This is a genomic window from uncultured Bacteroides sp., from assembly GCF_949298305.1.
Lineage (GTDB): Bacteria > Bacteroidota > Bacteroidia > Bacteroidales > Bacteroidaceae > Bacteroides.
On sequence record NZ_CASFWU010000005.1, the window covers coordinates 27,718 to 51,433 of the forward strand.

The following is a 23,716-nucleotide window of genomic DNA, read 5'->3' on the forward strand; positions in this document are numbered from 1 at the left end:
TATCAGTAACGGGGCTGCACATCCGACACGAGACCGGTCTCCAGTTCCTTCAGTCCCCGCATCACGTAGTCGCGCCTCAGGTCATCGGGTTTGTAGACCGTTGCGTCGCACGACAACAGGTCAATGTCCAGTCGGATGATTTCCTGAAGGGTTTCTACGTGAGTACGTCCCGCTTCCTGTTCAATGGCTTTCAGACGGGCAACGACTTCATTGACCGGACAATCAGATGCAAAGCGTGCTAACTGGTTGGCGAAAAGAGCCGGACGTTTGAGCAACAGTGGAGCGGTTTCTTCCATCCGCGAAAAGCGGATACCAGGAAACAATTCGGACAACCGTCTCCGGGCCAGTGCCAAATTAGCCCGACGCTGCTCATTACTTCCTATGCAGATGGTGTAAACCATCATTCAAACAGTTCGTCCAGTCCAACAATCGGCTCATCACCCCCCGAAGCAGTTCCCTCTCCGGTATCCTTGCAAGGATCATATCCTTCGGGCAACTGGAAGGTTTCTGTCTCGTCATACCCCAACGTTTTGTCAGCAAAAACCTTCACCATGTATTTAGCCCAGATGGGCAGGGCCATCGAAGCGCCCTGTCCGTGGAGCATGGTGTCAAAGTGGATGTCACGGTCTTCACCGCCCACCCAGCAGCCTGACACAAGCGAAGGCGTAAAGCCCATGAACCAGCCATCGGAATTATAGTTGGTAGTTCCCGTCTTGCCACCCATATCGGCCTTCACACCCAGACGGCGCACACGACCACCTGTACCCTCGTTGATGACAGCTCGCAGCATGACCAGCATTTTATAGGCACTGGAAACACTGATGACTTCCTGCATTTCGGGAGCAAAAGTAGCCAATACGTTCCCCTCGTTATCCTCAATGCGGGTAACGAACAATGGAGCCACACGGATTCCCTTGTTGGGGAAGGTGGTATAAGCACTTACCATCTCGCCGACAGAAATCTCGCACGGTCCCAGACAAAGGGAGACAGAGGGGACAATGTCACGGTTGCGCACACCGAAGTTATGCACCAGACGTTTCAGTTCGTAAGGATTCAGCTTGCTCATCAGATAGGCCGTAATCCAGTTATCCGAATTGGCCAAGCCCCACTTCAGGGTCACAATCTCGCCATAGCGTTTGTTGTTCGCATTACGCGGTGTCCAGGGAATTCCATTCTCATCGAGCAGCGTATATTCCACGTGTCGGGCCTGGTCGCACGGCGAGAAGCCGTTCTCCATGGCCAGCGAATAGACGTAAGGCTTCATGGTGGAGCCCACCTGACGGCGGCCGACCATGGCCATATCGTACTTGAAATAGTGGTGGTTAGGACCTCCCACGTAGGCTTTCACATGGCCGTTGCGTGGGTCCATGGACATGAAGCCTGCACGCAGGAAGAACTTGTAGTAGCGGATTGAATCCATCGGAGTCATCACCGTATCCTTGTCGCCGGCCCAACTGAAGACCGTCATCTCTTCTGGGGTGGCAAAGGCTTTCTTGATTTCAGTTTCTGAAGCACCGGCCTGCTTCATCAGACGGTAACGGTCGGACTGCTTCACGGCACGGTCCAGAATCTCGTCCACCTGTTCCTGCGTCAGTCGGAAGGTGTAGGGTGCCTTCTTGGCTCCCTTCTTCTCCTTGAAGAAATAGCCCTGCAGTTCGGTCAGGTGTTCGGTCACCGCTTCCTCGGCATACTGCTGCATACGTGAATTGATGGTGGTGTAAATCTTCAGTCCATCGGTATAGAGATTATACTTGGAGCCGTCCTTCTTCTTGTTCTTCTCACACCAGCCGAAGAGCGGATTGTTCTCCCAGTCGAGCGAGTCTTCGTAATACTTCTGCATTTGCCAGCCGCGGTACTCGGAGCGGTCGGGCTTCTTGGCCGTCATCACCCCGCGCAGGTATTCGCGGAAGTAGGTAGCCAGACCTTCGTTGTGGTCCACACGGTGATAGTTCAGTTTCAAGGGTAAAGCCTTCAGAGAGTCGCATTCCGCATCGGAGATATAGCCCGCCTTCCGCATCTGGTCCAACACCACGTTGCGCCTACCGCGTGTCCGTTCGTTATAGCGGACCGGATTGTAGAGCGAGGGATTCTTACACATGCCCACCAGCGTAGCAGCCTCTTCTATCTTCAGGTCTTTGGGCTCGCAGCCGAAATAGGTATGGGCAGCTGTCTTAACCCCCACAGCATTATTGAGAAAGTCGAACTTGTTGAGATACATGGTCAGGATTTCTTCCTTCGTATAGTAGCGCTCCAACTTCACGGCTATCACCCATTCAATGGGTTTCTGGAAGAGGCGCTCCATAACATCGTCTGCACTGGGTGAATAAAGCTGTTTGGACAACTGCTGGGTAATGGTACTGCCGCCGCCCGCATTCTTCTGCATCAGGATGCCGCGCTTCAGGATGGCACGGAACAAGGCCTTGGCATCCACTCCCGAATGCTCTGCAAAGCGGACATCCTCCGTAGCAATCAGCGCATTGATGATATGGGGTGAAAGGTCTTGGTAGCCTACATAAACCCGGTTTTCCTTACTGTAAGAGTAGGTGCCCAGCACCACGTTCTTTCCTTCCTTCGTATCTTCTGCATATACTTCCGTCGCAAACTTATAGTTGGGATTTTCCAGATCTTCCACCGGCGGCATGTAACCGATCCAGCCTTTGGAAATGGAATAAAACAGGACAACACATACCAAAATTCCCAATATGACGAGACCCCATAGGATCCTTACAACAATCTTTATCATGTGCGGACTATAAAGAATAAAAACAATATTGGGACAAAGGTACGGAATTATATGGTACAGCCATCAGGATTTAAGGGTTTTTAAAAGCTAAAAGTGACAAGACTTCTGACGGACGCTTGCAATGCGTTTGGAGGACACTTGCATTACGTTTGCACGATGCTTGCACGGCCCGCGGACCATGCAAGTGTCCACCGCAGACCATGCAAGTGTCGTGGAAAGCCCTTCCCCGCAGGCCGAATGCAGCACAAAAAATTCCAAAGCCTTTGGAATAGATATTCCATTGTCTTTGGAATAGGCATTCGAAAGCCTTTCGAACGAATATTCGATAGGCTTTGAAACTGTCTCAGATATAGAAATAGCACGCAAATGACGCAGATTGAACAGATAATCACAGAACAGAAGTGCTGTCTGCAAGGGATTTCATCGGTGAGTATCTGTATCATTCTGCGTCATCCGCGTGCATTTCCACCTTTTGTGTCGCCTCAAAAGGGACAAAAGGACCGGTCTACATCAGGTTGCTGGCCAGCTCGCTCAGTTCGCTGCGTTCGCCCTTCACCAGATTGACATGGGCAAACAGGTTCTGGTCGCGCATGCGGTCTATCATATAGACAAGCCCGTTGGACTGGCTGTCCAGGTAAGGCTGGTCAATCTGCTGGATGTCGCCCGTAAACACCATCTTCGTGCCTTCGCCGGCACGGGTGATGATGGTCTTGATTTCGTGGGGAGTGAGGTTCTGAGACTCGTCAATGATGCAGTAGGTCTCGCTCAGGCTCCGCCCGCGGATGAAGGCCAGGGCTTCGATGACCAACTGCTCGTTCTTCTGCATCTCCTCCAGGCGCTTGACCTCCGTGGAATTGGTGGCGAACTGGCGCTTGATGACATTCAGATTATCGAACAACGGCTGCATGTAGGGAGCCACCTTCTCCTGGGCATCGCCCGGCAGGAAACCGATGTCTTTATTGGACAGTGCCACGATGGGACGCGCCAGCAGAATCTGCTTGTACTCTGCCTGCTGGCTCAAGGCGGAGGCCAGGGCCAGCAATGTCTTGCCGGTACCGGCCTTACCGGTCAGAGCCACGAGCTTGATGTTGGGGTCGTTCAACACCTCGAAGGCAAAACTCTGCTCCGCATTGCGGGGCTCTACCCCGTAGTTCTTGTTCTTGTTGACCCGACAGACGGAATGGGTAAACGGATTGTAACGTGCCAGGACAGAGTTGCGGTCACTGCGCAGGATGAAACATTCGTTAGGATGGAGTACGTCCTTGAAATCGAATTCACTGATGTCCAGTCCCTCCCTGGAGGAGTAGATACGGTCTATCAAAGAAGGGTCTACCCCGTCGAACACCTCATTGGCCTTCTCGAAAATATCGACATTGACCACCTTGTCCGTGATATAGTCTTCACACAACAGACCGATGGAGCGCGCCTTCATGCGAAGATTGACGTCTTTTGTGACGAGGATGGATTTCGTGTCAGGGTCTTTGCGGGTCAGCCAGTCGACAACAGCCAATATCCGATGGTCGGGCAAACGCTCGGGGAAGGACTCCTGCACACGTTTGGATTCTACCTGTCCGGCCACCACGAATAAACGGCCCATGCCTTCGCCCAGCGGAGCACCTTTGGTAAACAGATTGTCATCGGTTATCAAGTCGAGTTCACGGACAAACTCGCGCGCATTGAAGTTGATTTGCTCGTTACCTTTCTTGAACTTGTCGAGCTCTTCGAGTACCACGATAGGAAGGTAGATGTCGTTTTCCTGAAAGTTGCTCAAACACTTATAGTCGTGAAGGATCACATTGGTGTCAATCACAAAATTCTTCTTAGCTCCCATGACGTTAGATTTTAAGGGTTAATACTTCCGCAAGACCCGTGCCGCCGGCATCGGGAAAAAAGAAATCCTTTCCTTCTTTGCATTGCCTGCGGTTTGCACTATCTTTGCAGCCATCTAAGATAACGATTAAAGGAACAGAAAAATCGGCTTTCCCGTTAAATATTACAAAACATGGACTATCAGGACACTTTACAATACTTATACAACAGCGTACCCATGTTCCAGCAGGTGGGAGGCTCCGCCTACAAGGAAGGACTGGAGAATACGCTGAAACTGGACGAACACTTCGGACACCCGCACCGCAACTACCGGACCATCCATGTGGCCGGCACCAACGGGAAAGGTTCCTGCTCGCACACCCTGGCCGCCATTCTGCAGGAAGCGGGCTACCGGGTGGGGCTCTATACCTCACCCCATCTGATGGACTTCCGCGAACGGATACGTATCAACGGCAGTCCGGTGCCCCAACAATACGTCATCGACTTCGTGGAAAACGAACGAAGTTTCTTTGAGCCGCTGCATCCTTCCTTCTTTGAACTGAGCACGGCCATGGCCTTCCGCTATTTCGCGGATGAGAAGGTGGATGTGGCCGTCATTGAAGTGGGCTTGGGAGGCAGGTTGGACTGCACCAACATCATCCGGCCGGATTTGTGCGTCATCACCAACATCAGCTTCGACCATGTGCAGTTTCTGGGCAACACACTGGCAAAGATTGCCGGCGAGAAAGCCGGAATCATCAAGCAGGGAGTTCCTGTAGTCATCGGTGAGACTGCGCCTGAAACGAAAGAAGTCTTCCTGAAAAAAGCAGAAGAGACGGGTGCTCCCATCCGCTTTGCCGAGGAATATGAAGAAGAGGAGTATCCAAATCTGGAATGCGAACTGAAAGGGATTTATCAGTCCAAGAACACCCGTACCCTGCTGGCTGCCCTTCCCCTGCTGAAGGCCGCCGGATACAGGATAGAAGAAGCGCACGTACGCAGCGGCTTTGCCCACGTATGCGAACTGACGGGCCTGATGGGACGTTGGCAGAAACTGCAGGACTCCCCCACCCTGATTTGTGACACGGGACACAACGTGGGCGGCATCAGCTACATTGTGCAGCAACTGAAACAGCAAACCTACCACACACTGCGCATTGTCATCGGCATGGTCAACGACAAGGATATTGCAGGCGTCCTGCAACTGCTGCCACACGATGCGGTCTATTACTTCACCAAAGCCAGCGTAAAACGTGCGATAGACGAAAAACAGCTGGCACAAATGGCCCGGGCTGCCGGCCTGCAAGGCGAAAGCTATCCCGACGTAAGCACTGCCGTACGGGCTGCACAAAAAGAAAGCCTCCCGGAAGACTTCATCTTCGTAGGAGGCAGTAACTTTATTGTGGCCGACCTGTTAGCGAGCCGCGATGCACTCAATCTCCACTAAGGCATCTTTGGGAAGAGCCTTCACCGCAACAGCCGAACGGGCGGGACAAGCGGATTCAAAATAAGTGGCATATACCTTGTTCATCTCTGCAAACATGGACATGTCATGCAGGAATACTGTGGTCTTCACGATATGGGCCATGCTCAATCCGGCTTCTTCCAGAATGGCCTTCACATTCTCCAAAGACTGACGTGTCTGGCTCTCAATGTCACCGGGCATTACACCTGTGGCAGCATCAATGGGTAACTGGCCCGACACAAACACAAAACCATTGGCCTCGATGGCCTGGCTATAAGGCCCGATAGCTCCCGGTGCCTTCTGACTACTAATTACATTCTTCATTTTTCTTTTCTTTTTTCTTATACATCCATTGAACAAACGTTAAATTACACCGCACGTATGCAGTAAAACGGGCAACAGCACATTTCTTCTACAAACTCAGCGACATAACGAACTTAGTTTTTTTCATCTCATTTTGCAAGACACTATACACCTAAACCCGACTTTAAGTTTTTCATGGGAATCTTCCCGGTTGAAAAGAGGATGTATCCAAACGGTGCATCCTCTTTCTTCTAAATGACAAGCCGCGCCCGGAGGCTTACTTGCAATGCTTCTCAATCAAAGCATCCACATTGGGGTCTCCCAGTTCCTTGGCTTTCTGGAAATTCTTGCAGGCTTCATTCTTTTTCTTAAGCTGCAAATAGGCAATGCCTACCAGGCGATAACCTTCAGCATAGCCGGGATCAATCTCCAAAGCCTTGTTCAACACATTCAATGCCTCCTCATTACGGCCTACACGCATATTGACAACCGCCAGTTCGGCACGGTAGGTCAGGTCTTTCGGATTCAGTTCAATGGCCTTAGCCATATCGTCCAGCGCCCGCTGATACTGTTTAGCCTTCAAGGCCGCCTGCTCGCGGTAATAATAGAACAAATCGTTAACCTTGCCGTTAGCCACCTGATAGTAGGCATCATAATCTTGCAAGGCAGCACGGGCCTGATCTGCATTCATGCGTGCCTGAGCACGTTCCAACAGATAGGGGGCTGCTATTTCGGTATAGGGCTGGGGGCAGCGTGCGATACAACTGTCCATCAAAGCCAGCACCTCTTCGGCCGGTGCTTTCATCATTTCTTTAGTCTTGGCCGTATTGAAGAAAGTGGCAGGTGAAGCCAGATTGGTCTGATTGACCTTCTCATAACTGGTCAAAGCCGAAGCATAATCCTGCTTGGCATAACAGATGTCACCTTCCAATTGCAGGTATATCGGCAGAGGCTCCATTTCAATGGCCTTTCTGATTTCCTCCAAAGCCTTGTCAAACGACCAGTCTTTATAAACCGTCTTGGGTTCTCCCAACATGTAGGCATAAATCAGTTTGGCACGGTTATAGTAGGCATCGTCTTTCTTTGAGGAAACTTCCAAAGCCTTGTCAAGGTCTTCGGACACCAGCTCCATGGAAGGTTCCTCTATAGACATTGCCAACCTGTTGCTGGCACGGCGGATATATCCCTCGGAACTATTGGGGAATTGCGCGACAAAGTCATCCAACAACGCAGCATATCTGTCCGCAGAAATCTGAGAAGACGCCATCAGCAGAAAGACCAGTGCCTGCTCCTCGGTATCGGGCAACGCCTTCTTGATGCCGATAGTCCGCAAAGTCATATCATTGTATGACAATGCCGATATGCTTTGGGCCGCGGCAAAGCGAACGTCTACGGCATAACAAACTGTGGCTGTATCCTGCCCCGAAGACTTCTGCACCATGCCGAAAGCCAATCCGTCTGCCGTAACAAGCGGACAACTAACCATCTTGTCCGTCAGATGCATGTCGAGTGTATAGTAATTGTTGTTGTCTGCCACCTTATCTACAGCCTTCACCTTACCAGCCGTATAGGAACGATCCTTGCGGGTGGAATAAGGCAGCAGATAAACATCCGTACCCACCGCAGGAGATGCAGCCACCACCGAAAGGGCAGGTACTTTCTTCCCGGTAATCGCCACTTTGAACTTCACGACATCATACATGTCATCGGCACCCATGATAGCCTCTACCGGCATCTGTTCCCCTTCGTAGTTGACAATAACCGCACGTTTGGCATCCTTGAACAAGGAGTAATCGGACAAGGCAATGCCATCTTCCGTTACAAAAAAGCCGTTTCCCGTGTTCAATATCTTGTCATCCTGGCCGTAGGTTACGACCGAAAAGACAGAACGTTTTGCCTTCTCCATCCATTTGGGAGCCTGTGCCATTCCCCATTGAGCCAAGAGGCACAATCCCCAAAACAATAAAAATCCTTTTTTCATATATCAGTCTATCGTTTAATTTCCTTCCCCGGGAAGCAATCCGTTTCACTCGCGAGTCCTCTGTCTGACGGCCTCGTAAATCAAAATACCGGCAGCGACCGACACATTCAGAGACTCGATGGTGCCAAACATCGGGATTTTGACCCACTCATCGCACAGGGCCAGATTATCGTATGAGACACCTTTGTCCTCAGCCCCCATAATGATGCACATCGGCCCCGTATAGTCAGCCTTGACATAGTCGTAATCGCCTTTCTCCGTAGCGGCTACGACATGAAAACCGCTGTTCTTGAGATATTGCAAGGCATCTTTCAGATTCGGTTCACGGCAAACCGGCAACGTATGCAAGGCACCTGCCGAAGTTTTGATGGCATCCGCATTCACTGTCACGCTGTTCTTGGCCGGAATCACGATGGCATCCACTCCGGCACATTCGCAAGTGCGGGCAATGGCTCCAAAGTTACGGACATCGGTCACCCCGTCCAACATCACAAACAGGGGATTCTTCCCCTGCTCGAACAAGAAAGGAACAATATCCTCTATCCGCTGATATGTAATGGAAGAGATGAAAGCCACCACTCCCTGATGGTTCTTGCGGGTAATGCGGTTGATGCGCTCTACCGGTACACGGCTTACCGGTATATGTTTCCCCTTCAACACCGTGAAAAGTTCCCGGGAGAGTTCACTTTGTATATCTTTCTTTATCAGAATCTTGTCAATGTCCTTTCCTGCCTGTACGGCTTCTATTACCGCCCGGATTCCGAAGATTATCTCATTGTTATCAGTCATCTATGTTTCATCATTAAAATTACTACTTAACAGTTCATTCTCACAAGCCCAATAAGGTCTTGGCATTGTTCAGGGCCGCTTCCGTCAAGGTGGCCCCACTCAACATGTGAGCCAGTTCTTCAATCCGCTCCTCATCGGTCAGGCGGCGGATGTGGCTATTGGTCTCGGTGGCATTATCCTGCTTATATACCTTATAATGTACCCGTCCGCGGGCTGCAATCTGAGGCAGATGCGTGATGCTGATGACCTGACGGTTGTTATCGCCCATCTCCTGCATAATGTCAGCCATGCGGTCGGCAATTTCTCCCGACACACCTGTATCTATCTCATCAAACACGATAGTAGGCAATTTGACCGCCCGGGCAATCATCGCCTTAATGGACAACATAACCCTCGCTATCTCACCGCCGGAAGCCACCGAAGAGATGTTTTGCAAAGGTGCATTCTTGTTGGCCGAGAACAGAAAATTCACCGCATCGGCTCCATGTGTGCCCGGCTCCTTCCGGGCACCGATTTCCACTTGAAAACGCACATTGGGCATGCCCAACTGCATCAATCGGGAGGCCATCTGCTTTTCCACCTCACGGGCAGCTTCCTCACGAAGCTCTGTCAACCGGGCCGCACGTTGAACCACCTGTACATAGAGGCCATCGCACTGTTTCCGCAGCACTTCAATCCTTTCATCTGAAGAAGTGATGGACATCAGCCTGGAGGCATATTCTTCAGTCAAAGCCAGCAACTCTTCCACCGTAGATACACGATGTTTCTGCTGAAGTGTATATATCAGATTCAAACGGTCGTTCACCTCTTCCAAACGGGTAGGGTTATATTCTATCCCCTCTTCCTTTTCGGACAGTTCCATGGACACGTCCTTCAGTTCAATATATGAGCTCTCCAATCGCTCGGACAATTCCCCAGCCGCAGGATAAACCTTTTGCAAGCCGGAAACGGTATTCATGCAATCCTTCAGCACAGCCAGCAATCCGCCTTCATCAGAAGCCAGCAACTGTCCGGCACGATACAAGCCCATCTTGATTTCCTCAGCGTGAGCCAGCATCTCGGATTCCTGCTCCAACTGCTCCTGTTCGCCTTCTACCAAATGCGCTTCCTCCAGCTGCTCCAACTGGAATCGGACGTAATCTTCATCCGCCTTATTCTGCTCTGCCTGAACTATTACTTTCTCCAATTCCTGCCGAGTACGCCTCCAATCCTGATAAGCCTGCTGATAAGCAGACAATTCCTCTTCGTCATGCGCCAAGATATCCAACACGTTCAACTGAAAGCCTTCCTTGTTCAGCAATAGGTTTTGATGCTGCGAATGTATGTCAATCAGCATCTCACCCAAATCCTTCATCAAGGACAGCGACACAGGAGTATCATTAATGAAAGCCCGACTCTTGCCCGACGTAGAGACTTCCCTGCGTAGGATGCACTCGTCCTCGTACTCCAAGTCGTTTTCCTCAAAGAAAGGACACATGTCGTAAGCTCCAATCTCAAAGCGGGCTTCAATCACACACTTCATGGCTCCCTGGCGAATGGCTTTCGCGTCGGCTCGTTGCCCCAGCAACAGACCGATAGCCCCCAAAATGATAGACTTTCCGGCACCGGTCTCTCCCGTTATGACCGAGAATCCGGTACCGAACTCAATTTCAAGCTTTTCTATCAGCGCATAATTCTGTATATAAAGTGTACGCAACATAACTTATCTACCTTAATAAACGGCTTCTTTTTAGTTCAGGAAGTCGACATTCACTTTTTAAGAATCTCTGCCAGGCGGTCTACGATGTCGGCGGCGACTTCTGTTTTGGGTTTCAACGGATAGTCCGTCTTTCCGTTACGGTCTATGATTGATATTTTGTTGGTATCGCAACGGAAACCTGCACCTTTGTCGTTCAACGAATTCAGCACGATGAAATCCAGATTCTTTCTTTCCAGTTTGCCTTGGGCATTGGCCTGTTCATCGTTCGTTTCCAAGGCAAAACCTACCAATACCTTCCGGCCGGCCTGCTCCGCTTTCAGCCGTCCCAAAGCGGCGGCAATGTCCTGCGTCGGCTTCAGATGCAGCGTAAGATCGCCTGTCTTCTCCCGCTTCATCTTTTCCTCAGCTACCTGTTCGGGAGTATAATCGGCTACAGCTGCACAAAGGATGGCGGCATCAGCCTCATCGAACCAACGCAACGTCTCTTCATACATCTGTGCAGCCGACTCCACATCGCAACGCTTATAAGGAGTAAAATGGGTCTGACGCTGTACGGGACCTGTCACCAATATCACCTTGGCTCCTCGGGCAGTGCATTCATCGGCCAAAGCAAAGCCCATCTTTCCCGAGGAATAGTTGCCAATAAAGCGTACAGGGTCTATCTTCTCATACGTAGGTCCTGTGGTAATCAGGATGGTCTTGCCGCACAAATCTCCCTCCTTCTCCGCGAAATACTCCTCCAGATGACGGATGATGGCCTCCGGTTCTTCCATACGTCCCTTGCCTACCAGATGACTGGCCAGTTCGCCCGTGCCCGGCTCAATGATATGATTACCATAACTGCGCAACCGCTCCAGATTCTGCTGAGTTGAAGGATGAGCATACATATCCAGATCCATAGCCGGAGCCACGAACACAGGAGCTTTAGCCGAAAGATATGTGGTAATCAGCATGTTGTCTGCCACTCCATTAGCCATCTTGCCTATGGTCGAGGCCGTAGCAGGGGCAATCAGCATGGCATCGGCCCACAAGCCCAAATCGACGTGGCTGTTCCACGTCCCGTCACGCTGGGCGAAAAACTCGCTGATAACCGGTTTGCTGGTCAAGGCCGACAAAGTTATCGGTGTTATAAATTCCTTTCCTGCAGGGGTAATGACGACCTGCACTTCCGCTCCTTTCTTAATCAGACCACGAATAATGAGACATGCCTTATAGGCCGCTATGCTACCCGTGATGCCCAATACTATTTTTTTTCCTTTCAGCACGTTTGCCATCACATCATCATTTTTGAGTCATTTCACGCAGACGGATTTTGGTAAGCATGGCTTTGGTATTCAGTGTAAAGTCGTTATTCAGTATCCAGCCATAATATCCCGGATCGCGTTTCAGCACCTCGGCCACAGGCATACCTTTATATTTGCCGAAATTAAAGATTTCAACGCCTTTGTCGTCATAGACCATACGGCCGGCAAAATCCACATTCTTACTGAAACTGGAGTATTCGGAAAGGAAAGCCACATCATTCTGCAACTCAGGATAACGGTCCAATTGCGACATCAGCACCTCGTAGGTGGCACGGGTATCGGCTTCGGCCGTATGTGCATCTTCCAGATTCTTGCCACAATAGAATTTATAGGCAGCAGAAAGTGTCCGTTGCTCCATCTTGTGGAAAATGACCTGCACATCGACAAACTTGCGGCGGCTGAGGTCAATGTCCACATCCGCGCGCAGGAACTCTTCGGCCAGGACGGGGATGTCAAACCGATTGGAATTGAAACCTGCCAGGTCACAGCCCTCAATGTCGTTGGCTATCTTACGCGCCACTTCTTTGAAGGTCGGGCAGTTGGCCACGTCAGCATCATAAATGCCATGTACCGTCGATGCCTCTGCCGGGATGTGCATCTCGGGATTGATACGCATGGTTTTCGATTCTTCGTTGCCATTCGGATATACTTTCAGGTAGCATATCTCTACAATACGGTCGGTATTGATATTGGTTCCCGTTGTCTCCAAATCAAAGAAGACAAGGGGATTTCTCAAGTTCAGTTTCATAAGTTACATTCAGATAAAATGGCACATTTCGATTAATCATTGAGCATCATAGGCATCAGCAGCATCAACAAATCTTCATTCTCTTCCTGTTCCACCGGAACGATGACACCCGCGCGGGAAGGATCGGCCAATTCAATCACCACTTCCTCGGCAGAGATATTGTTGAGAATGTCAACCAGGAAAGTAGACTTGAAGCCGATGCTCATGGGAGCACCGCTATACTGGCAGGCCAACGTTTCCTCAGCCGAAGTGGAAAAGTCGATATCCTGGGCAGAAACGACCAACAGATTTTCCTGCATACGCAGCTTGATAAGGCTGCTGGCTTGCGAAGAGAAAATGGAGACACGGCGCAATGCACCTATCAGCATCAGACGGTCAATTATAATCTTATAAGGATTGTTCTGCGGAATTACCGAATTATAATTAGGATAGCGTCCTTCTATCAAGCGGCAAACCATCCGGAACTTCTCCAACGTGAACACTGCATTGCGCTCATCAAACTCAATGGTTACATTACCCTCTTCACGAGGTAACAGGTTCTTTATCAATGAAGCGGGTTTCTTGGGCAGAATAAATGCTGCACGTTCATTGCCATGTGCTGCCAGTGTACGGCAACGCACCAACTTGTGACCGTCGGAAGCCACCATAGTGATATCGTCCGTCGTTATGTCAAAATAAATACCATTCATCACCGGACGAAGTTCGTCGTCGGCCGTGGCAAATACGGCGCGGTTGATTCCTCCTAACAGTATCTGTGCATCCAGCTCCACACGCACAGCACTTTCACTCAACATGGTCACCTGAGGGAATTCGTCGGCATTCTGTCCTACCAAACTATATTTACCGTTCTGATACTGCACCGTTATCTCCATGGTGTTCATATTAATGCAAAACGACAGGGGCTGCTCCGGAATTTCCTTGAGGGCGTCCAGCAGAGTTTTGGCTGTAACTGCAAAGCGTCCGTCGGCATCACTTTCATTCACTTCTACGGAAGTAACCATGGTCGTCTCACTATCAGATGCCGTTATGGACAAAGTTCCATCCTGCAATTCAAAAAGGAAACAATCCAGAATGGGCAACGCATTCTTAGAATTAATAACACGGCTGACAGCCTGCAAATGGCTGAAAAGCGCAGCACTTGAAACTATAAAATTCATATATTCTTGTATGTTTAAATTTTTATCCATATCCATCGCTCCGGTTTTCTAATGGCAAAACATTGGCCTGACAAAGGGGGAAAAACCAGTCTTTCCACCTCCCCAAACACAACGACGCGAAGCAGAGCCATTCGTTTCACAAGTAACGGACAAAATTAAAAAAAGAATTTCCTACAGCAAAGAAATATACAAAGAAAAAACGGCGGATTATTCGTCGCATATTCCTAAAAAATTGTAACTTCGCCGCATCATTAAAACAAAGGACAATGGAATTTACAGGAAAGATTATTGCGATACTCCCAGCCAGAGGCGGAGTTTCAAAGACAGGCAATGAGTGGAAAGTTCAGGAATACGTCATTGAAGACCACGGCCAGTATCCCCGCAAAATGTGCTTCGACGTATTCGGAGCCGACAAGATAGAACAATTCAACATCCAGATGGGCGAAGAACTGACCGTATCGTTCGATATCGACGCACGCCAATGGCAAGACCGCTGGTTCAACAGCATCCGCGCCTGGAAGGTTGACCGCGTCAGCACCGCTGCCCCCGCAGAAGGCACCGTACCTCCTCCCGCTCCGACTGCCGCCCCCGACTTCCTGGCCGGCGACGTCAAGGACGACCTGCCTTTCTGACCCCCCGACGGAAGTCCCGAAAGGATTTGCATCAGGCACGATGCGGCAAACCGCCTCAAAACGGATACAGGCTGACAGCATTCAATATGCGAACGAGCAGCCCGCCGCCGTTTTGAGGCGGTTCCATATTCTCACATGGCAATTATTCCCACCTTCTTTTGAGACAACCTTCTCAATAGCCGTTGAGACCCCCTCTCAATAACCGTTGAGAACTCCTTCTCAATAGGCGTTGAGAGTCCCCTCTCAATAGGCGTTGAGAGCGCATCCTCATAGTCAGTCACAGGAAGTCCCGCCGTTTACTCCATCGGTTCATCCGTCGGTTTACGGTTATAAAGCAGTACAATGTTAGGATAGATTACACCTTCAACACAAGTAAACTGGATGGCCAACATGAAATGGCGGAAGAACTCATGTTGCCTGAAGAAGAAGTTGGGCACCAGGCGCACATAAGCCTCGGGCTGTTCCAGCATCTCCTCCATATCCACCATCATCACCAGATTATAGGCCTGCGACAAATTCCTCATCCCCTCGCCATAGATGGAAGCGGGCGGGAGCACGCTCCCCTCCTCCAGCGCATCTACATAAGCCGACAGGCTGCGGCCATCGGGTGCCAACAGCAAAGTGTCTTTATAAAGGGAAGCGTAGGCATACAACGAGGACTCGGTAATACCGGTCAATTGAGGCAGCAGGGTAGACCTGGGCAACAGGTATTTCCGGTTCCATCGGGCACGCGGATAGCGTGCATAGTCCGGCACGAACTTAGGCGGCATGGGCTCGCCGCCCTCACGCGGCACCGAATAAATCAAGTCCTGCAGAGCCCCCTCAGCCTTCCTGACATCCTTCAGAGGAATAGCCACGACCGCACAGGGCTTATTATCAGCCGTATCCTTGGATTGGAACAGGCAGAACAGCATACGGTCGCCGGCAAACTCGCTCAGATAGGCAAACCACTCGCCGTCCCGCTTCTTCACCACCTCGGGATAGTCTGCCTTGGCATACTCCTGGGAAGCGGCAAAGTCCAGCATGGCTTTCACATCGGACAGCGAGCAGCAGGTATAGAAAAAGGTGGAAGCCGGCAGCTGTTCGCCACAGAAGCCCTCTATCGGACCGAGCTTGCGCAGCACGTTGACAAAATTCGTGACCGAATCCGTATTCTGGCTCACTCCCGAACAGTAGATGGCCTCCTCATCCAGCTTCAGGTCAAACTCAGCCCAGTTACCCAGGCGCGTCTGCACGTGCAGGCCGTCCGTCCGCTTGCCCATATCCACCGACTTCATCCGCAGATAAATCGTGGCGGAGACATTGGCATGTTTACCTGTGTACATTCGTTTGAAGGAAGGGAGCTCCATCAACGAACGCTTGGAACGGGCGGCATCAATCACCTGCTCTATCAGCCGCTTCTGAAAGCTAAAAGCCAGAAAATCTGGAGTGAGATAGACCGCCAGAAAACGACCGTCAGACATCGGATATATCCGGATTTCCTCTCCCTTGTAATCTATGCGCTTGGAAGGATAGGAACTGGAACTGTATTTACGGATGAACGTTTCGACTAATTCCGCATCACCAGCCCCCAAGGTACAATACATCACCTGATTCATGGGAGTGTCAGGTTCATGGAAGCTGATGAGCACTTTATTCATCTGACGGCTCAACCCATGCGGAGTATCGTCCATTAAAGTATAGAAGTATTGTTTGAGACAAACGAAAAGTTCAGAAAAATAAAGAAAATGCCCATCCTTGCTGCACTCCATCCGGCCGATGTCGTCCATTAACTCAGCCAAGCGGTCTGTCTCAAGCACCGCCAAGGCATCTTGCGGAACAACTGCATACAGATTAAAATCCTTTTGCCTGTTGACTGCATCCAACTGCAAAAAAGAATATATCCCCAAACCCGTACATAGCAAAACTATGGATACGATGACGGCAATCCGTATGAGCAAGCGAAGCCTCATGGTCTAATTTTCAAGTTTGGACAAAAATAACGATTTATACTAACAAAACAAAACAAACGTTTCAAAAAGTTTAAAATATTATTTCCAGGCCATCGTAAGCAAAGTGCATGGAAGAAGGCAGGAATCGCCCGATTTCAGCATGAATTCCCATGTGGTGACTCATGTGAATGAAATATGTTTCTTTAGCTCCTATCTTTTCGGCCACCTGCAACGCCTCTTCCAGATTCTGATGTGTCGGATGGGACTTGATACGCAGGGCGTTCATCACCAGCACATCAACTCCCGTCAACGCCTGCAAGGAAGCGTCTGGCACAGTCAGCATATCCGTGACATAACCCAATCGACCACCAATACGATAGGCCAGGATGGGAAGCCTGCCATGCATTACACATAAAGGCAGAATTTCGGTTTGGTTAATAGCAAAAGGAGTACCGGCACACACCTCTTTCAAATAGATGCGGGGAACACCAGGATATTTTTGCCCAACGAAACAATATGGCATACGTGCTCTCAAATGTTCAGCCGTATAAGCGTCGGAATAAATGGGAATCTCCCCGAAACGACAGAAGGGACGCAGGTCATCCAAGCCACCCACATGGTCGTAATGCTCATGAGTTATCAACACCCCATCTATCTTTTCAAAAGATGTCATCCTCAACATCTGTTCCCGAAAATCAGGGCCACAATCTATCAAAATTACACTCCCGTCGTCTGCATAAACCAAAGCTGAAGTACGCAAACGTCTGTCACACGGATCAGACGAAGTACACACGGGACAGGTGCATCCAACCTCGGGAACACCAGTAGACGTTCCACTGCCTAATATTCTCAATTTCATATTACACTTCCCCCAGACATTGGAGCTGTCAAGTTTTAATTAACGATTATGCTTTAATGAAACTTCCACGTTCTTCAACATACCTTCAGCCTATAAAGTTCACCTCAGGTACAATCTCAATACCAAACTGTTGACGGACAGAAGTGCGAACTGCATCAGAAAGCGCCACAATGTCCAGGCCAGAAGCCCCTCCCAGATTGACCAACACCAGAGCCTGCTTCTCGTAAACCGCCGCCCTGCCCATCGCCTTACCCTTCCAGCCACATTGCTCAATCAGCCAGCCGGCAGGAATTTTTACGAGCTCGCCATCTACTTCGTAATGGGGAATTGTCGGATATTCCTTCAACAGTTGCTCAAACTTCGAACGTTGCACAACCGGATTCACAAAAAAACTGCCGGCATTTCCCAATACTGCCGGATCAGGCAATTTCTGACGGCGAATGCCTATAATCAACTGGCGTAGTGCCTTCAAATTCGGATTAGGACATTTCTCCCATTCACGACGGAGCGCGCCATAATCCAAGCGATAATGCTCTTTTTTACTCAGACGGTAACGGACATAGGTAACAAATACGGACTTCATGGCAGGACTCTTGAACAGGCTTTTGCGATATGCATAGCCACATTCACCAACCGCATAGACACGTTTCCGTCCCTTCACGTCAATAGTTTCAACTGCAGTAATCAAATCTTTCACTTCCACACCGTATGCTCCGATGTTCTGTACCGCACTTGCCCCAACTTCTCCTGGTATCAGTGACAGATTTTCGGCACCATACCAGGAATGATCCACACAATAAGCTACAAAATCATCCCAAACCACGCCAGCTCCTACGCGCACCTCCACACTGTCATCTTCTTCAGCAATTATTTCGATGCCGCTAATGCGCGAATGCAACACTGTTCCCGCATAATCACCGACAAACAACAGGTTACTTCCTGCACCCACATGCAGGTAAGGCGCAACAATTCTGCCGGCAGCAATCATCGCCTCCAACTCTTCCACGGAAGCATACTCCAACCACACAGCAGCATTTGCCTCTATTCCAAAAGTATTGGGTATCCTTATTCCATTCTTATCATCCATAAACCGTCCGTATCCCGTCAAATGCTAGTGTCTTCATATTTATACAATACCCATTCTCCTCCCCTTCTCCTAAAATAGAAGATATTGGAATAACCATTCCCTATCCCGTTCACTTTTAATATCTTTGAATTGGATAAATCGTCATTTTTTTGACCGTAGTTAATATTGGAAAGACGGTCTGCAGGCAACGAAGGGCGGAAAGCATACCATTGGTTGATGTCAAGGGTAGTTTCGAGAATGGAGAACTCATCATCCGGATCGATAGTCACATACTGAATAGGATTACTGATATGTCGGCTCTGATAAAGACTGTCCGTGACAAAACGGGCATAAAATTCCACGAAATTCTCATTCTCCCCTTTCTCCATGCGGCGCAAATTGACAGCTTCAAGCATCCACTTGCCCTTTTTACGTTCAAAATAATACTTCTTTACCATACGGGTCTTCAAATAAATCCACTCTACCTGAACCGAGGACAAAGCCGTATCACCTACCATTTCCATTTCTTCTTCGTTATCGAAAAGCAAAGTATAATAACTTTGCCCCGTAAACAGAGAATCATGTTTCCAGTATCGCTCCTCAATTTTCTGGGGAGTGTCTACATTATAATACGGCAAAGGAAATACTGTCCGCTTGCGTTGCATAGCAGAATCGGAAGCATAATTGAAAATAAAATCATCAAACAACTCGTCACCTCCAGGTTCCTCTTCCTCCTCTTGCCAATCATTATTTTGCAACGTATCGGCCATTTCCGCATGGTGAGAAGCAGAATCCACCATACTGGTAATCGTAGAAAAGGGATTTATATTCGTCTTTTTGTTATTCATACACGAAACAAACAAAAACAAGAATACAAATCCCAAACAAATTTTTCTCATCATTCGTCGACCCTCACCGGTCATTTATTTAATTTAGCTTTTAACTTTTCAAGCATGTCGACCGTCATCCGCTCCAAATCATATTGAGGAGCCCAATCCCATTCCTGACGAGCACACGAATCATCCAAAGAATCAGGCCAGCTGTCAGCAATTGTCTGCTTCAACGGATCCACCTTGTACTCCATCACAAAGTCGGGTACATGCTTCTTGATCTCCGCATAAATAATTTCTGGCGAAAAACTCATTGAAGCGATGTTAAAAGCATTCCTATGCACCAAACGGGAAGGATCAGCCTCCATCAATGAAATGGCCGCATTAAGCGCATCGGGCATGTACATCATATCCATAAAAGTACCGGGCTTCAAAGGACAAACAAATTTCTCCCCCTTCACTGCCGAATAGTAAATGTCTACCGCATAGTCAGTCGTACCGCCCCCCGGAGGTGTCACATTGGAGATAATACCCGGAAAACGGACAGCACGCGTATCAACACCGTATTTAGTAAAATAGTAGTCACTCAACAGTTCGGTAGTCACCTTGGTAACGCCATACATCGTACGAGGACGCTGGATGGTATCTTGGGGCGTCTTGACATGTGGTGTTGTCTCGCCAAACGACCCGATGGAACTGGGAGTAAAGACCGCACAACCATATTCACGTGCTACTTCCAGCACATTCCACAAGCCATCAATACCAATCTTCCATGCCATAGCCGGACGACTTTCTGCAACCACAGACAAAAGAGCGGCCAAGTTATAAATCGTATCCACCTTGAACTGGCGTGCCACCACTTCGATAGATTGACGGTCTGTAACATCAGCAATAGCCGAAGGGCCCGATGCCTTCAATTCACCCTGAGGCATAGCGCTCGGAATATATCCCGCTATAACATGGTCATTACCATAACGTTTACGCAGTTCCAGCGTAAGTTCCGAACCGATCTGTCCGGTAGCTCCAATTACCAAAATATTTTTCATACGATTTATTAATAAGGATTTCGTTAGTATTGAAGTGCAAATATACGCAATTTTTTTTCATTTTTCTATCATTCTGCTCTTGTTTATTCCAATAAAAATGATGTCCTTTGTAGAAAATGTCTATCAGGACATATCACCTTAAAAATTATACTTATGTACGGTAAAATGCAAGACTATCTCAGCAAGACACTTGCTGAAATCAAAGATGCCGGTCTCTACAAAGAAGAACGGTTGATTGAAAGTGCCCAACAGGCTGCCATCCAGGTAAAAGGGAAAGAAGTACTGAACTTCTGCGCCAACAACTATCTTGGCTTGTCCAACCATCCGCGGTTGATTGCCGCTGCCAAGGAAATGATGGACCGACGTGGATATGGAATGTCGTCCGTTCGCTTCATTTGTGGAACACAAGACATTCACAAAGAACTGGAAGCAGCCATCTCCGACTACTTCCACACCGAGGATACCATCCTCTATGCCGCTTGTTTCGATGCCAATGGCGGCGTCTTTGAGCCTCTGTTCACCGAAGAAGACGCAATTATTTCCGACTCGCTGAACCATGCCTCCATCATCGATGGAGTTCGCCTCTGCAAAGCCAAACGCTACCGTTATGCAAACGCAGACATGGGAGAACTGGAGAAATGCCTGCAAGAAGCACAGGCACAACGTTTCCGCATCGTAGTGACCGACGGTGTATTCTCTATGGATGGGAACGTGGCCCCGATGGACAAGATCTGCGACCTGGCTGAAAAATATGATGCTCTGGTAATGGTAGACGAATCTCACTCTGCCGGCGTGGTAGGTGCAACGGGACATGGAGTAAGCGAGCTCTACAACACCTACGGACGTGTAGACATCTACACCGGCACGCTGGGAAAAGCCTTCGGAGGTGCCATGGGAGGTTTCACTACCGGACGTAAGGAAATCATCGACCTGCTCCGCCAACGCAGTCGTCCCTATCTGTTCTCCAACTCCGTAGCACCCGCTGTCATCGGAGCAAGTATCGAAGTGTTCAAGATGCTGAAAGAAAGCAATGCCTTGCACGACAAACTGGTCGAAAATGTAAACTACTTCCGCGACAAGATGACGGCAGCCGGCTTCGACATCAAGCCCACCCAAAGCGCCATCTGCGCCGTTATGCTCTACGATGCCAAACTCTCACAGATTTACGCTGCCCGCATGCAGGAAGAAGGCATCTATGTCACAGGCTTCTACTATCCTGTAGTTCCCAAAGGACAAGCACGCATCCGCGTACAGATTTCGGCCGGACACGAAAAAGAACATCTTGACAGATGCATCGCTGCCTTCATCAAGGTCGGTAAAGAACTGGGCGTGCTTAAATAATCCACCCACCTGCTTATGAACAATCCCGATAATTTCTATTGCCGCTCTGGCAATAGCGATTATCGGGATTTTCCATTGTTTCAAAACGACAAAAGCCACGACACTAAAAGCAGTATAAATACAAGTCACCTTACTTTTAGGTCTAACATTATTTCCATAAAGGCAAATGTTGTCAGGATATGATAATCAAATGTATGGCAGCATACAAGCCGCGTGCTTTTGCAACACGTACGGACAGATACAAACATAGCCGGGTGCCTCCATGAAGGAAGGTCGCCCGGCTATGATATTTCTATTTTACCTGTTCCTTATTGGCGCTCGCCCAACTTGGAATCTACCAGATAAATGCCGGCCGCACCTGCTTTCTTCAGCATCTCCACAATGCCGGAGGCAGTTGCCTCTTCTTCTACCTGTTCGCGTACAAAGCCCCACAAGAAATCCTGTGAAGCCTTGTCACGTTCGGCAGATGCCACATCTACCAATTCGTCAATCATCTTTGAAACACGGCATTCGTGTTCGTAAACCTGCTGGAAAACTTCCTGCGGCGTGCCGAACTCGGTGGGCACGACATCAATCTTGCCCAACACGGCCCTGCCCCCACGCTTCATCATGTAGGAAGCCATGGTGCAGGCATGTTCCTGCTCTTCAGCAGCCTGTTTCTTCAACCAGGAAGCCATACCGCTATATCCTTCTTTTTCCATATAGAAGGACATGGACAAATAAAGATAGGACGACCACATTTCTGCGGCAATCTGTCCATTAATCGCATTCTGCAATTTTTCTGTAATCATAAATATCTCCTTTCTAAATAAATTCGGACATGCCGAAATCAAAATAAATCATCTGAAGTATATCCCTGCGGCAACTCACGGCAATTATACCCCGAAGCCATGATTTCACCATAGGCTCCAGCAGAACGGATAGCCAGCAGGTCGCCCCGTTTCACTTTATTAAGATCGACCGCTTTGCCAAACACATCGGAAGACTCGCAAATGGGGCCTACCACATCATAAGTTTCGGGCTTCTCGTCCGAAGTAATGTTCTCAATCTTGTGATACGCCTGGTAGAGAGCGGGGCGAATCAAGTCTGTCATACCGGCATCTAAAATAGCAAATTGCTTATTGGTACCCTGCTTCACATACAAGACTTTGGAAATCAGTGAGCCGCACTGGCCAACTACCGAACGGCCAAGCTCAAAATGCAATGTCTGATAGGAACGAAGCTTCAGGCAATTGTCATACGTCTCAAAGTAGCCCTTAAAGTCTGGTATCGACTGGCGGTTAGGGTGCGCATAATCAATGCCCAGTCCTCCACCCACATTAATGTGTTCGATGCGGATTCCACACGAATCAAGTTTGTTCTGCAACTCGTTTACACGATTGCACAAGGCGGCAAAGTCTCCCATGTCAAGTATCTGGGAACCGATGTGGAAATGAAGGCCGATGAACTTCACGTTAGCCAGGTTGCCAGCCAGTTCAATCACCTTATCCATATCCTCCATACTGATACCAAACTTGTTTTCGGCCAGTCCGGTCGTAATATTGGCATGAGTATGTGCTCCCACATTCGGATTGATGCGGAAAGCCACATTCGCCACCTTGCCACGGGCGGCCGCCAGTTCATTGATGACCTCAAGCTCCGGAACAGATTCAACATTGAAACAGAATATGCCATAATCCAATCCCAGATTGATTTCCCAATCCGCCTTTCCCACACCGGCAAAGACAATCTTGCTCGCGGGGAAACCCGTCTTAATGGCTGCACGTATCTCTCCTCCACTCACACAATCAGCCCCCATGCCGCTCTCTCGGATAATGGTCAGCACTTTGGGATTGGCATTCGCCTTTACGGCATAATGCACCACATAATTCTCATATTTTGCCGCCTCCACACGTATGGTAGCAAGTGTATTGCGCAGCACTTCTGTATCGTAATAATAGAATGGCGTACGCAACTCGCGAAACTTGCCAACCGGAAAAACTCCTTTCATCTTCTTCCAAAACTTTAATATGA

At 49.2% G+C, this 23,716-nt stretch carries 20 protein-coding genes; 3 read left to right on the forward strand and 17 right to left on the reverse strand.

Going from position 1 to position 23,716, the window contains the following annotated elements:
* Positions 1-2: 2 nt before the first annotated feature.
* The 3 genes from Q1Y74_RS01190 to Q1Y74_RS01200 form a co-directional block, all read right to left on the reverse strand.
* Positions 3-401 carry a 2-amino-4-hydroxy-6-hydroxymethyldihydropteridine diphosphokinase gene (locus Q1Y74_RS01190; RefSeq protein WP_300811894.1) on the reverse strand — a complete coding sequence of 133 codons (399 nt, stop codon included), beginning with the start codon at positions 399-401 and terminating at the stop codon, positions 3-5.
* Complete coding sequence (locus Q1Y74_RS01195; RefSeq protein WP_300811866.1) at positions 401-2,743, reverse strand: transglycosylase domain-containing protein; 2,343 nt, start codon at positions 2,741-2,743, stop codon at positions 401-403. Before Q1Y74_RS01195 ends, Q1Y74_RS01190 begins: the two co-directional genes overlap by 1 nt.
* 505 nt (positions 2,744-3,248) lie before the next feature.
* Positions 3,249-4,574 carry a PhoH family protein gene (locus Q1Y74_RS01200; protein WP_300811867.1) on the reverse strand — a complete coding sequence of 442 codons (1,326 nt, stop codon included), beginning with the start codon at positions 4,572-4,574 and terminating at the stop codon, positions 3,249-3,251.
* A 171-nt stretch (positions 4,575-4,745) separates the two neighbouring features.
* Here Q1Y74_RS01200 and Q1Y74_RS01205 point away from each other — a divergent pair, with 171 nt between their 5' ends.
* Complete coding sequence (locus Q1Y74_RS01205) at positions 4,746-5,999, forward strand: folylpolyglutamate synthase/dihydrofolate synthase family protein (RefSeq protein ID WP_300811868.1); 1,254 nt, start codon at positions 4,746-4,748, stop codon at positions 5,997-5,999.
* Here the strand turns inward: Q1Y74_RS01205 and Q1Y74_RS01210 are convergent.
* The 7 genes from Q1Y74_RS01210 to dnaN form a co-directional block, all read right to left on the reverse strand.
* Positions 5,967-6,341 (reverse strand): RidA family protein, encoded by a 375-nt coding sequence (locus Q1Y74_RS01210; RefSeq protein WP_300811869.1) that lies wholly within the window; start codon positions 6,339-6,341, stop codon positions 5,967-5,969. The two genes, Q1Y74_RS01205 and Q1Y74_RS01210, sit on opposite strands and share 33 nt — an antisense overlap.
* A gap of 256 nt (positions 6,342-6,597) precedes the next feature.
* Positions 6,598-8,301, reverse strand: coding sequence for a serine protease (locus tag Q1Y74_RS01215; RefSeq protein ID WP_300811870.1), 1,704 nt, complete (start codon positions 8,299-8,301; stop codon positions 6,598-6,600).
* A gap of 45 nt (positions 8,302-8,346) precedes the next feature.
* Positions 8,347-9,090, reverse strand: coding sequence for a 23S rRNA (guanosine(2251)-2'-O)-methyltransferase RlmB (gene rlmB / locus Q1Y74_RS01220; protein ID WP_300811871.1), 744 nt, complete (start codon positions 9,088-9,090; stop codon positions 8,347-8,349).
* Between the two features lie 40 nt (positions 9,091-9,130).
* Positions 9,131-10,789: a DNA repair protein RecN gene (gene recN, locus Q1Y74_RS01225; protein WP_300811872.1), complete on the reverse strand. Its 1,659-nt coding sequence runs from the start codon at positions 10,787-10,789 to the stop codon at positions 9,131-9,133.
* A 50-nt stretch (positions 10,790-10,839) separates the two neighbouring features.
* Complete coding sequence (gene coaBC / locus Q1Y74_RS01230) at positions 10,840-12,063, reverse strand: bifunctional phosphopantothenoylcysteine decarboxylase/phosphopantothenate--cysteine ligase CoaBC (protein ID WP_300811895.1); 1,224 nt, start codon at positions 12,061-12,063, stop codon at positions 10,840-10,842.
* Between the two features lie 7 nt (positions 12,064-12,070).
* Complete coding sequence (locus tag Q1Y74_RS01235) at positions 12,071-12,841, reverse strand: 3'-5' exonuclease (RefSeq protein WP_300811873.1); 771 nt, start codon at positions 12,839-12,841, stop codon at positions 12,071-12,073.
* 32 nt (positions 12,842-12,873) lie between these two features.
* Complete coding sequence (gene dnaN / locus Q1Y74_RS01240) at positions 12,874-13,998, reverse strand: DNA polymerase III subunit beta (protein WP_300811874.1); 1,125 nt, start codon at positions 13,996-13,998, stop codon at positions 12,874-12,876.
* 266 nt (positions 13,999-14,264) lie between these two features.
* Here dnaN and Q1Y74_RS01245 point away from each other — a divergent pair, with 266 nt between their 5' ends.
* Positions 14,265-14,630, forward strand: coding sequence for a DUF3127 domain-containing protein (locus Q1Y74_RS01245; protein ID WP_300811875.1), 366 nt, complete (start codon positions 14,265-14,267; stop codon positions 14,628-14,630).
* A gap of 296 nt (positions 14,631-14,926) precedes the next feature.
* On the opposite strand, the gene Q1Y74_RS01250 is transcribed toward Q1Y74_RS01245, so the two are convergent.
* From Q1Y74_RS01250 to Q1Y74_RS01270, 5 genes are all read right to left on the reverse strand, one after another.
* Positions 14,927-16,582, reverse strand: coding sequence for a DUF3352 domain-containing protein (locus Q1Y74_RS01250; RefSeq protein WP_300811876.1), 1,656 nt, complete (start codon positions 16,580-16,582; stop codon positions 14,927-14,929).
* A gap of 70 nt (positions 16,583-16,652) precedes the next feature.
* Entirely contained in the window at positions 16,653-17,420 is a 768-nt protein-coding gene (locus Q1Y74_RS01255) for an MBL fold metallo-hydrolase (RefSeq protein ID WP_300811878.1), read from the reverse strand.
* Between the two features lie 85 nt (positions 17,421-17,505).
* Positions 17,506-18,507, reverse strand: coding sequence for a UDP-N-acetylmuramate dehydrogenase (murB, locus tag Q1Y74_RS01260; protein ID WP_300811879.1), 1,002 nt, complete (start codon positions 18,505-18,507; stop codon positions 17,506-17,508).
* 17 nt (positions 18,508-18,524) lie between these two features.
* Positions 18,525-19,385 carry a DUF4348 domain-containing protein gene (locus Q1Y74_RS01265; protein WP_300811896.1) on the reverse strand — a complete coding sequence of 287 codons (861 nt, stop codon included), beginning with the start codon at positions 19,383-19,385 and terminating at the stop codon, positions 18,525-18,527.
* A gap of 20 nt (positions 19,386-19,405) precedes the next feature.
* On the reverse strand, positions 19,406-20,362 hold the full coding sequence (locus Q1Y74_RS01270; RefSeq protein ID WP_300811880.1) for an NAD-dependent epimerase/dehydratase family protein: 957 nt from the start codon (positions 20,360-20,362) through the stop codon (positions 19,406-19,408).
* Positions 20,363-20,515: 153 nt separating this feature from the next.
* Between Q1Y74_RS01270 and kbl the strand changes: the two genes are divergently transcribed.
* Positions 20,516-21,703: a glycine C-acetyltransferase gene (kbl, locus tag Q1Y74_RS01275; protein WP_300811881.1), complete on the forward strand. Its 1,188-nt coding sequence runs from the start codon at positions 20,516-20,518 to the stop codon at positions 21,701-21,703.
* 308 nt (positions 21,704-22,011) lie between these two features.
* Here the strand turns inward: kbl and Q1Y74_RS01280 are convergent, their stop codons facing one another.
* Both Q1Y74_RS01280 and lysA read right to left on the reverse strand, forming a co-directional pair.
* Positions 22,012-22,494, reverse strand: a complete 483-nt coding sequence (locus Q1Y74_RS01280) for a ferritin (protein ID WP_300811882.1) — start codon at positions 22,492-22,494, stop codon at positions 22,012-22,014.
* 38 nt (positions 22,495-22,532) lie between these two features.
* Positions 22,533-23,693 (reverse strand): diaminopimelate decarboxylase, encoded by a 1,161-nt coding sequence (gene lysA / locus Q1Y74_RS01285; RefSeq protein ID WP_300811883.1) that lies wholly within the window; start codon positions 23,691-23,693, stop codon positions 22,533-22,535.
* Between the last annotated feature and the right edge of the window lie 23 nt (positions 23,694-23,716).

Coding starts and splice junctions, on each gene's coding strand:
- Q1Y74_RS01190 (WP_300811894.1), bottom strand. CDS start 401: ATGGTTTACACCATCTGCATAGGAAGTAATGAGCAGCGTCGGGCTAAT.
- lysA (WP_300811883.1), bottom strand. CDS start 23,693: ATGAAAGGAGTTTTTCCGGTTGGCAAGTTTCGCGAGTTGCGTACGCCA.
- Q1Y74_RS01205 (WP_300811868.1), top strand. CDS start 4,746: ATGGACTATCAGGACACTTTACAATACTTATACAACAGCGTACCCATG.
- murB (WP_300811879.1), bottom strand. CDS start 18,507: ATGGATGATAAGAATGGAATAAGGATACCCAATACTTTTGGAATAGAG.
- Q1Y74_RS01280 (WP_300811882.1), bottom strand. CDS start 22,494: ATGATTACAGAAAAATTGCAGAATGCGATTAATGGACAGATTGCCGCA.
- Q1Y74_RS01265 (WP_300811896.1), bottom strand. CDS start 19,385: ATGAGAAAAATTTGTTTGGGATTTGTATTCTTGTTTTTGTTTGTTTCG.
- coaBC (WP_300811895.1), bottom strand. CDS start 12,063: ATGGCAAACGTGCTGAAAGGAAAAAAAATAGTATTGGGCATCACGGGT.
- dnaN (WP_300811874.1), bottom strand. CDS start 13,998: ATGAATTTTATAGTTTCAAGTGCTGCGCTTTTCAGCCATTTGCAGGCT.
- Q1Y74_RS01210 (WP_300811869.1), bottom strand. CDS start 6,341: ATGAAGAATGTAATTAGTAGTCAGAAGGCACCGGGAGCTATCGGGCCT.
- Q1Y74_RS01250 (WP_300811876.1), bottom strand. CDS start 16,582: ATGAGGCTTCGCTTGCTCATACGGATTGCCGTCATCGTATCCATAGTT.
- kbl (WP_300811881.1), top strand. CDS start 20,516: ATGTACGGTAAAATGCAAGACTATCTCAGCAAGACACTTGCTGAAATC.
- rlmB (WP_300811871.1), bottom strand. CDS start 9,090: ATGACTGATAACAATGAGATAATCTTCGGAATCCGGGCGGTAATAGAA.
- Q1Y74_RS01270 (WP_300811880.1), bottom strand. CDS start 20,362: ATGAAAAATATTTTGGTAATTGGAGCTACCGGACAGATCGGTTCGGAA.
- Q1Y74_RS01195 (WP_300811866.1), bottom strand. CDS start 2,743: ATGATAAAGATTGTTGTAAGGATCCTATGGGGTCTCGTCATATTGGGA.
- Q1Y74_RS01245 (WP_300811875.1), top strand. CDS start 14,265: ATGGAATTTACAGGAAAGATTATTGCGATACTCCCAGCCAGAGGCGGA.
- Q1Y74_RS01235 (WP_300811873.1), bottom strand. CDS start 12,841: ATGAAACTGAACTTGAGAAATCCCCTTGTCTTCTTTGATTTGGAGACA.
- recN (WP_300811872.1), bottom strand. CDS start 10,789: ATGTTGCGTACACTTTATATACAGAATTATGCGCTGATAGAAAAGCTT.
- Q1Y74_RS01255 (WP_300811878.1), bottom strand. CDS start 17,420: ATGAAATTGAGAATATTAGGCAGTGGAACGTCTACTGGTGTTCCCGAG.
- Q1Y74_RS01200 (WP_300811867.1), bottom strand. CDS start 4,574: ATGGGAGCTAAGAAGAATTTTGTGATTGACACCAATGTGATCCTTCAC.
- Q1Y74_RS01215 (WP_300811870.1), bottom strand. CDS start 8,301: ATGAAAAAAGGATTTTTATTGTTTTGGGGATTGTGCCTCTTGGCTCAA.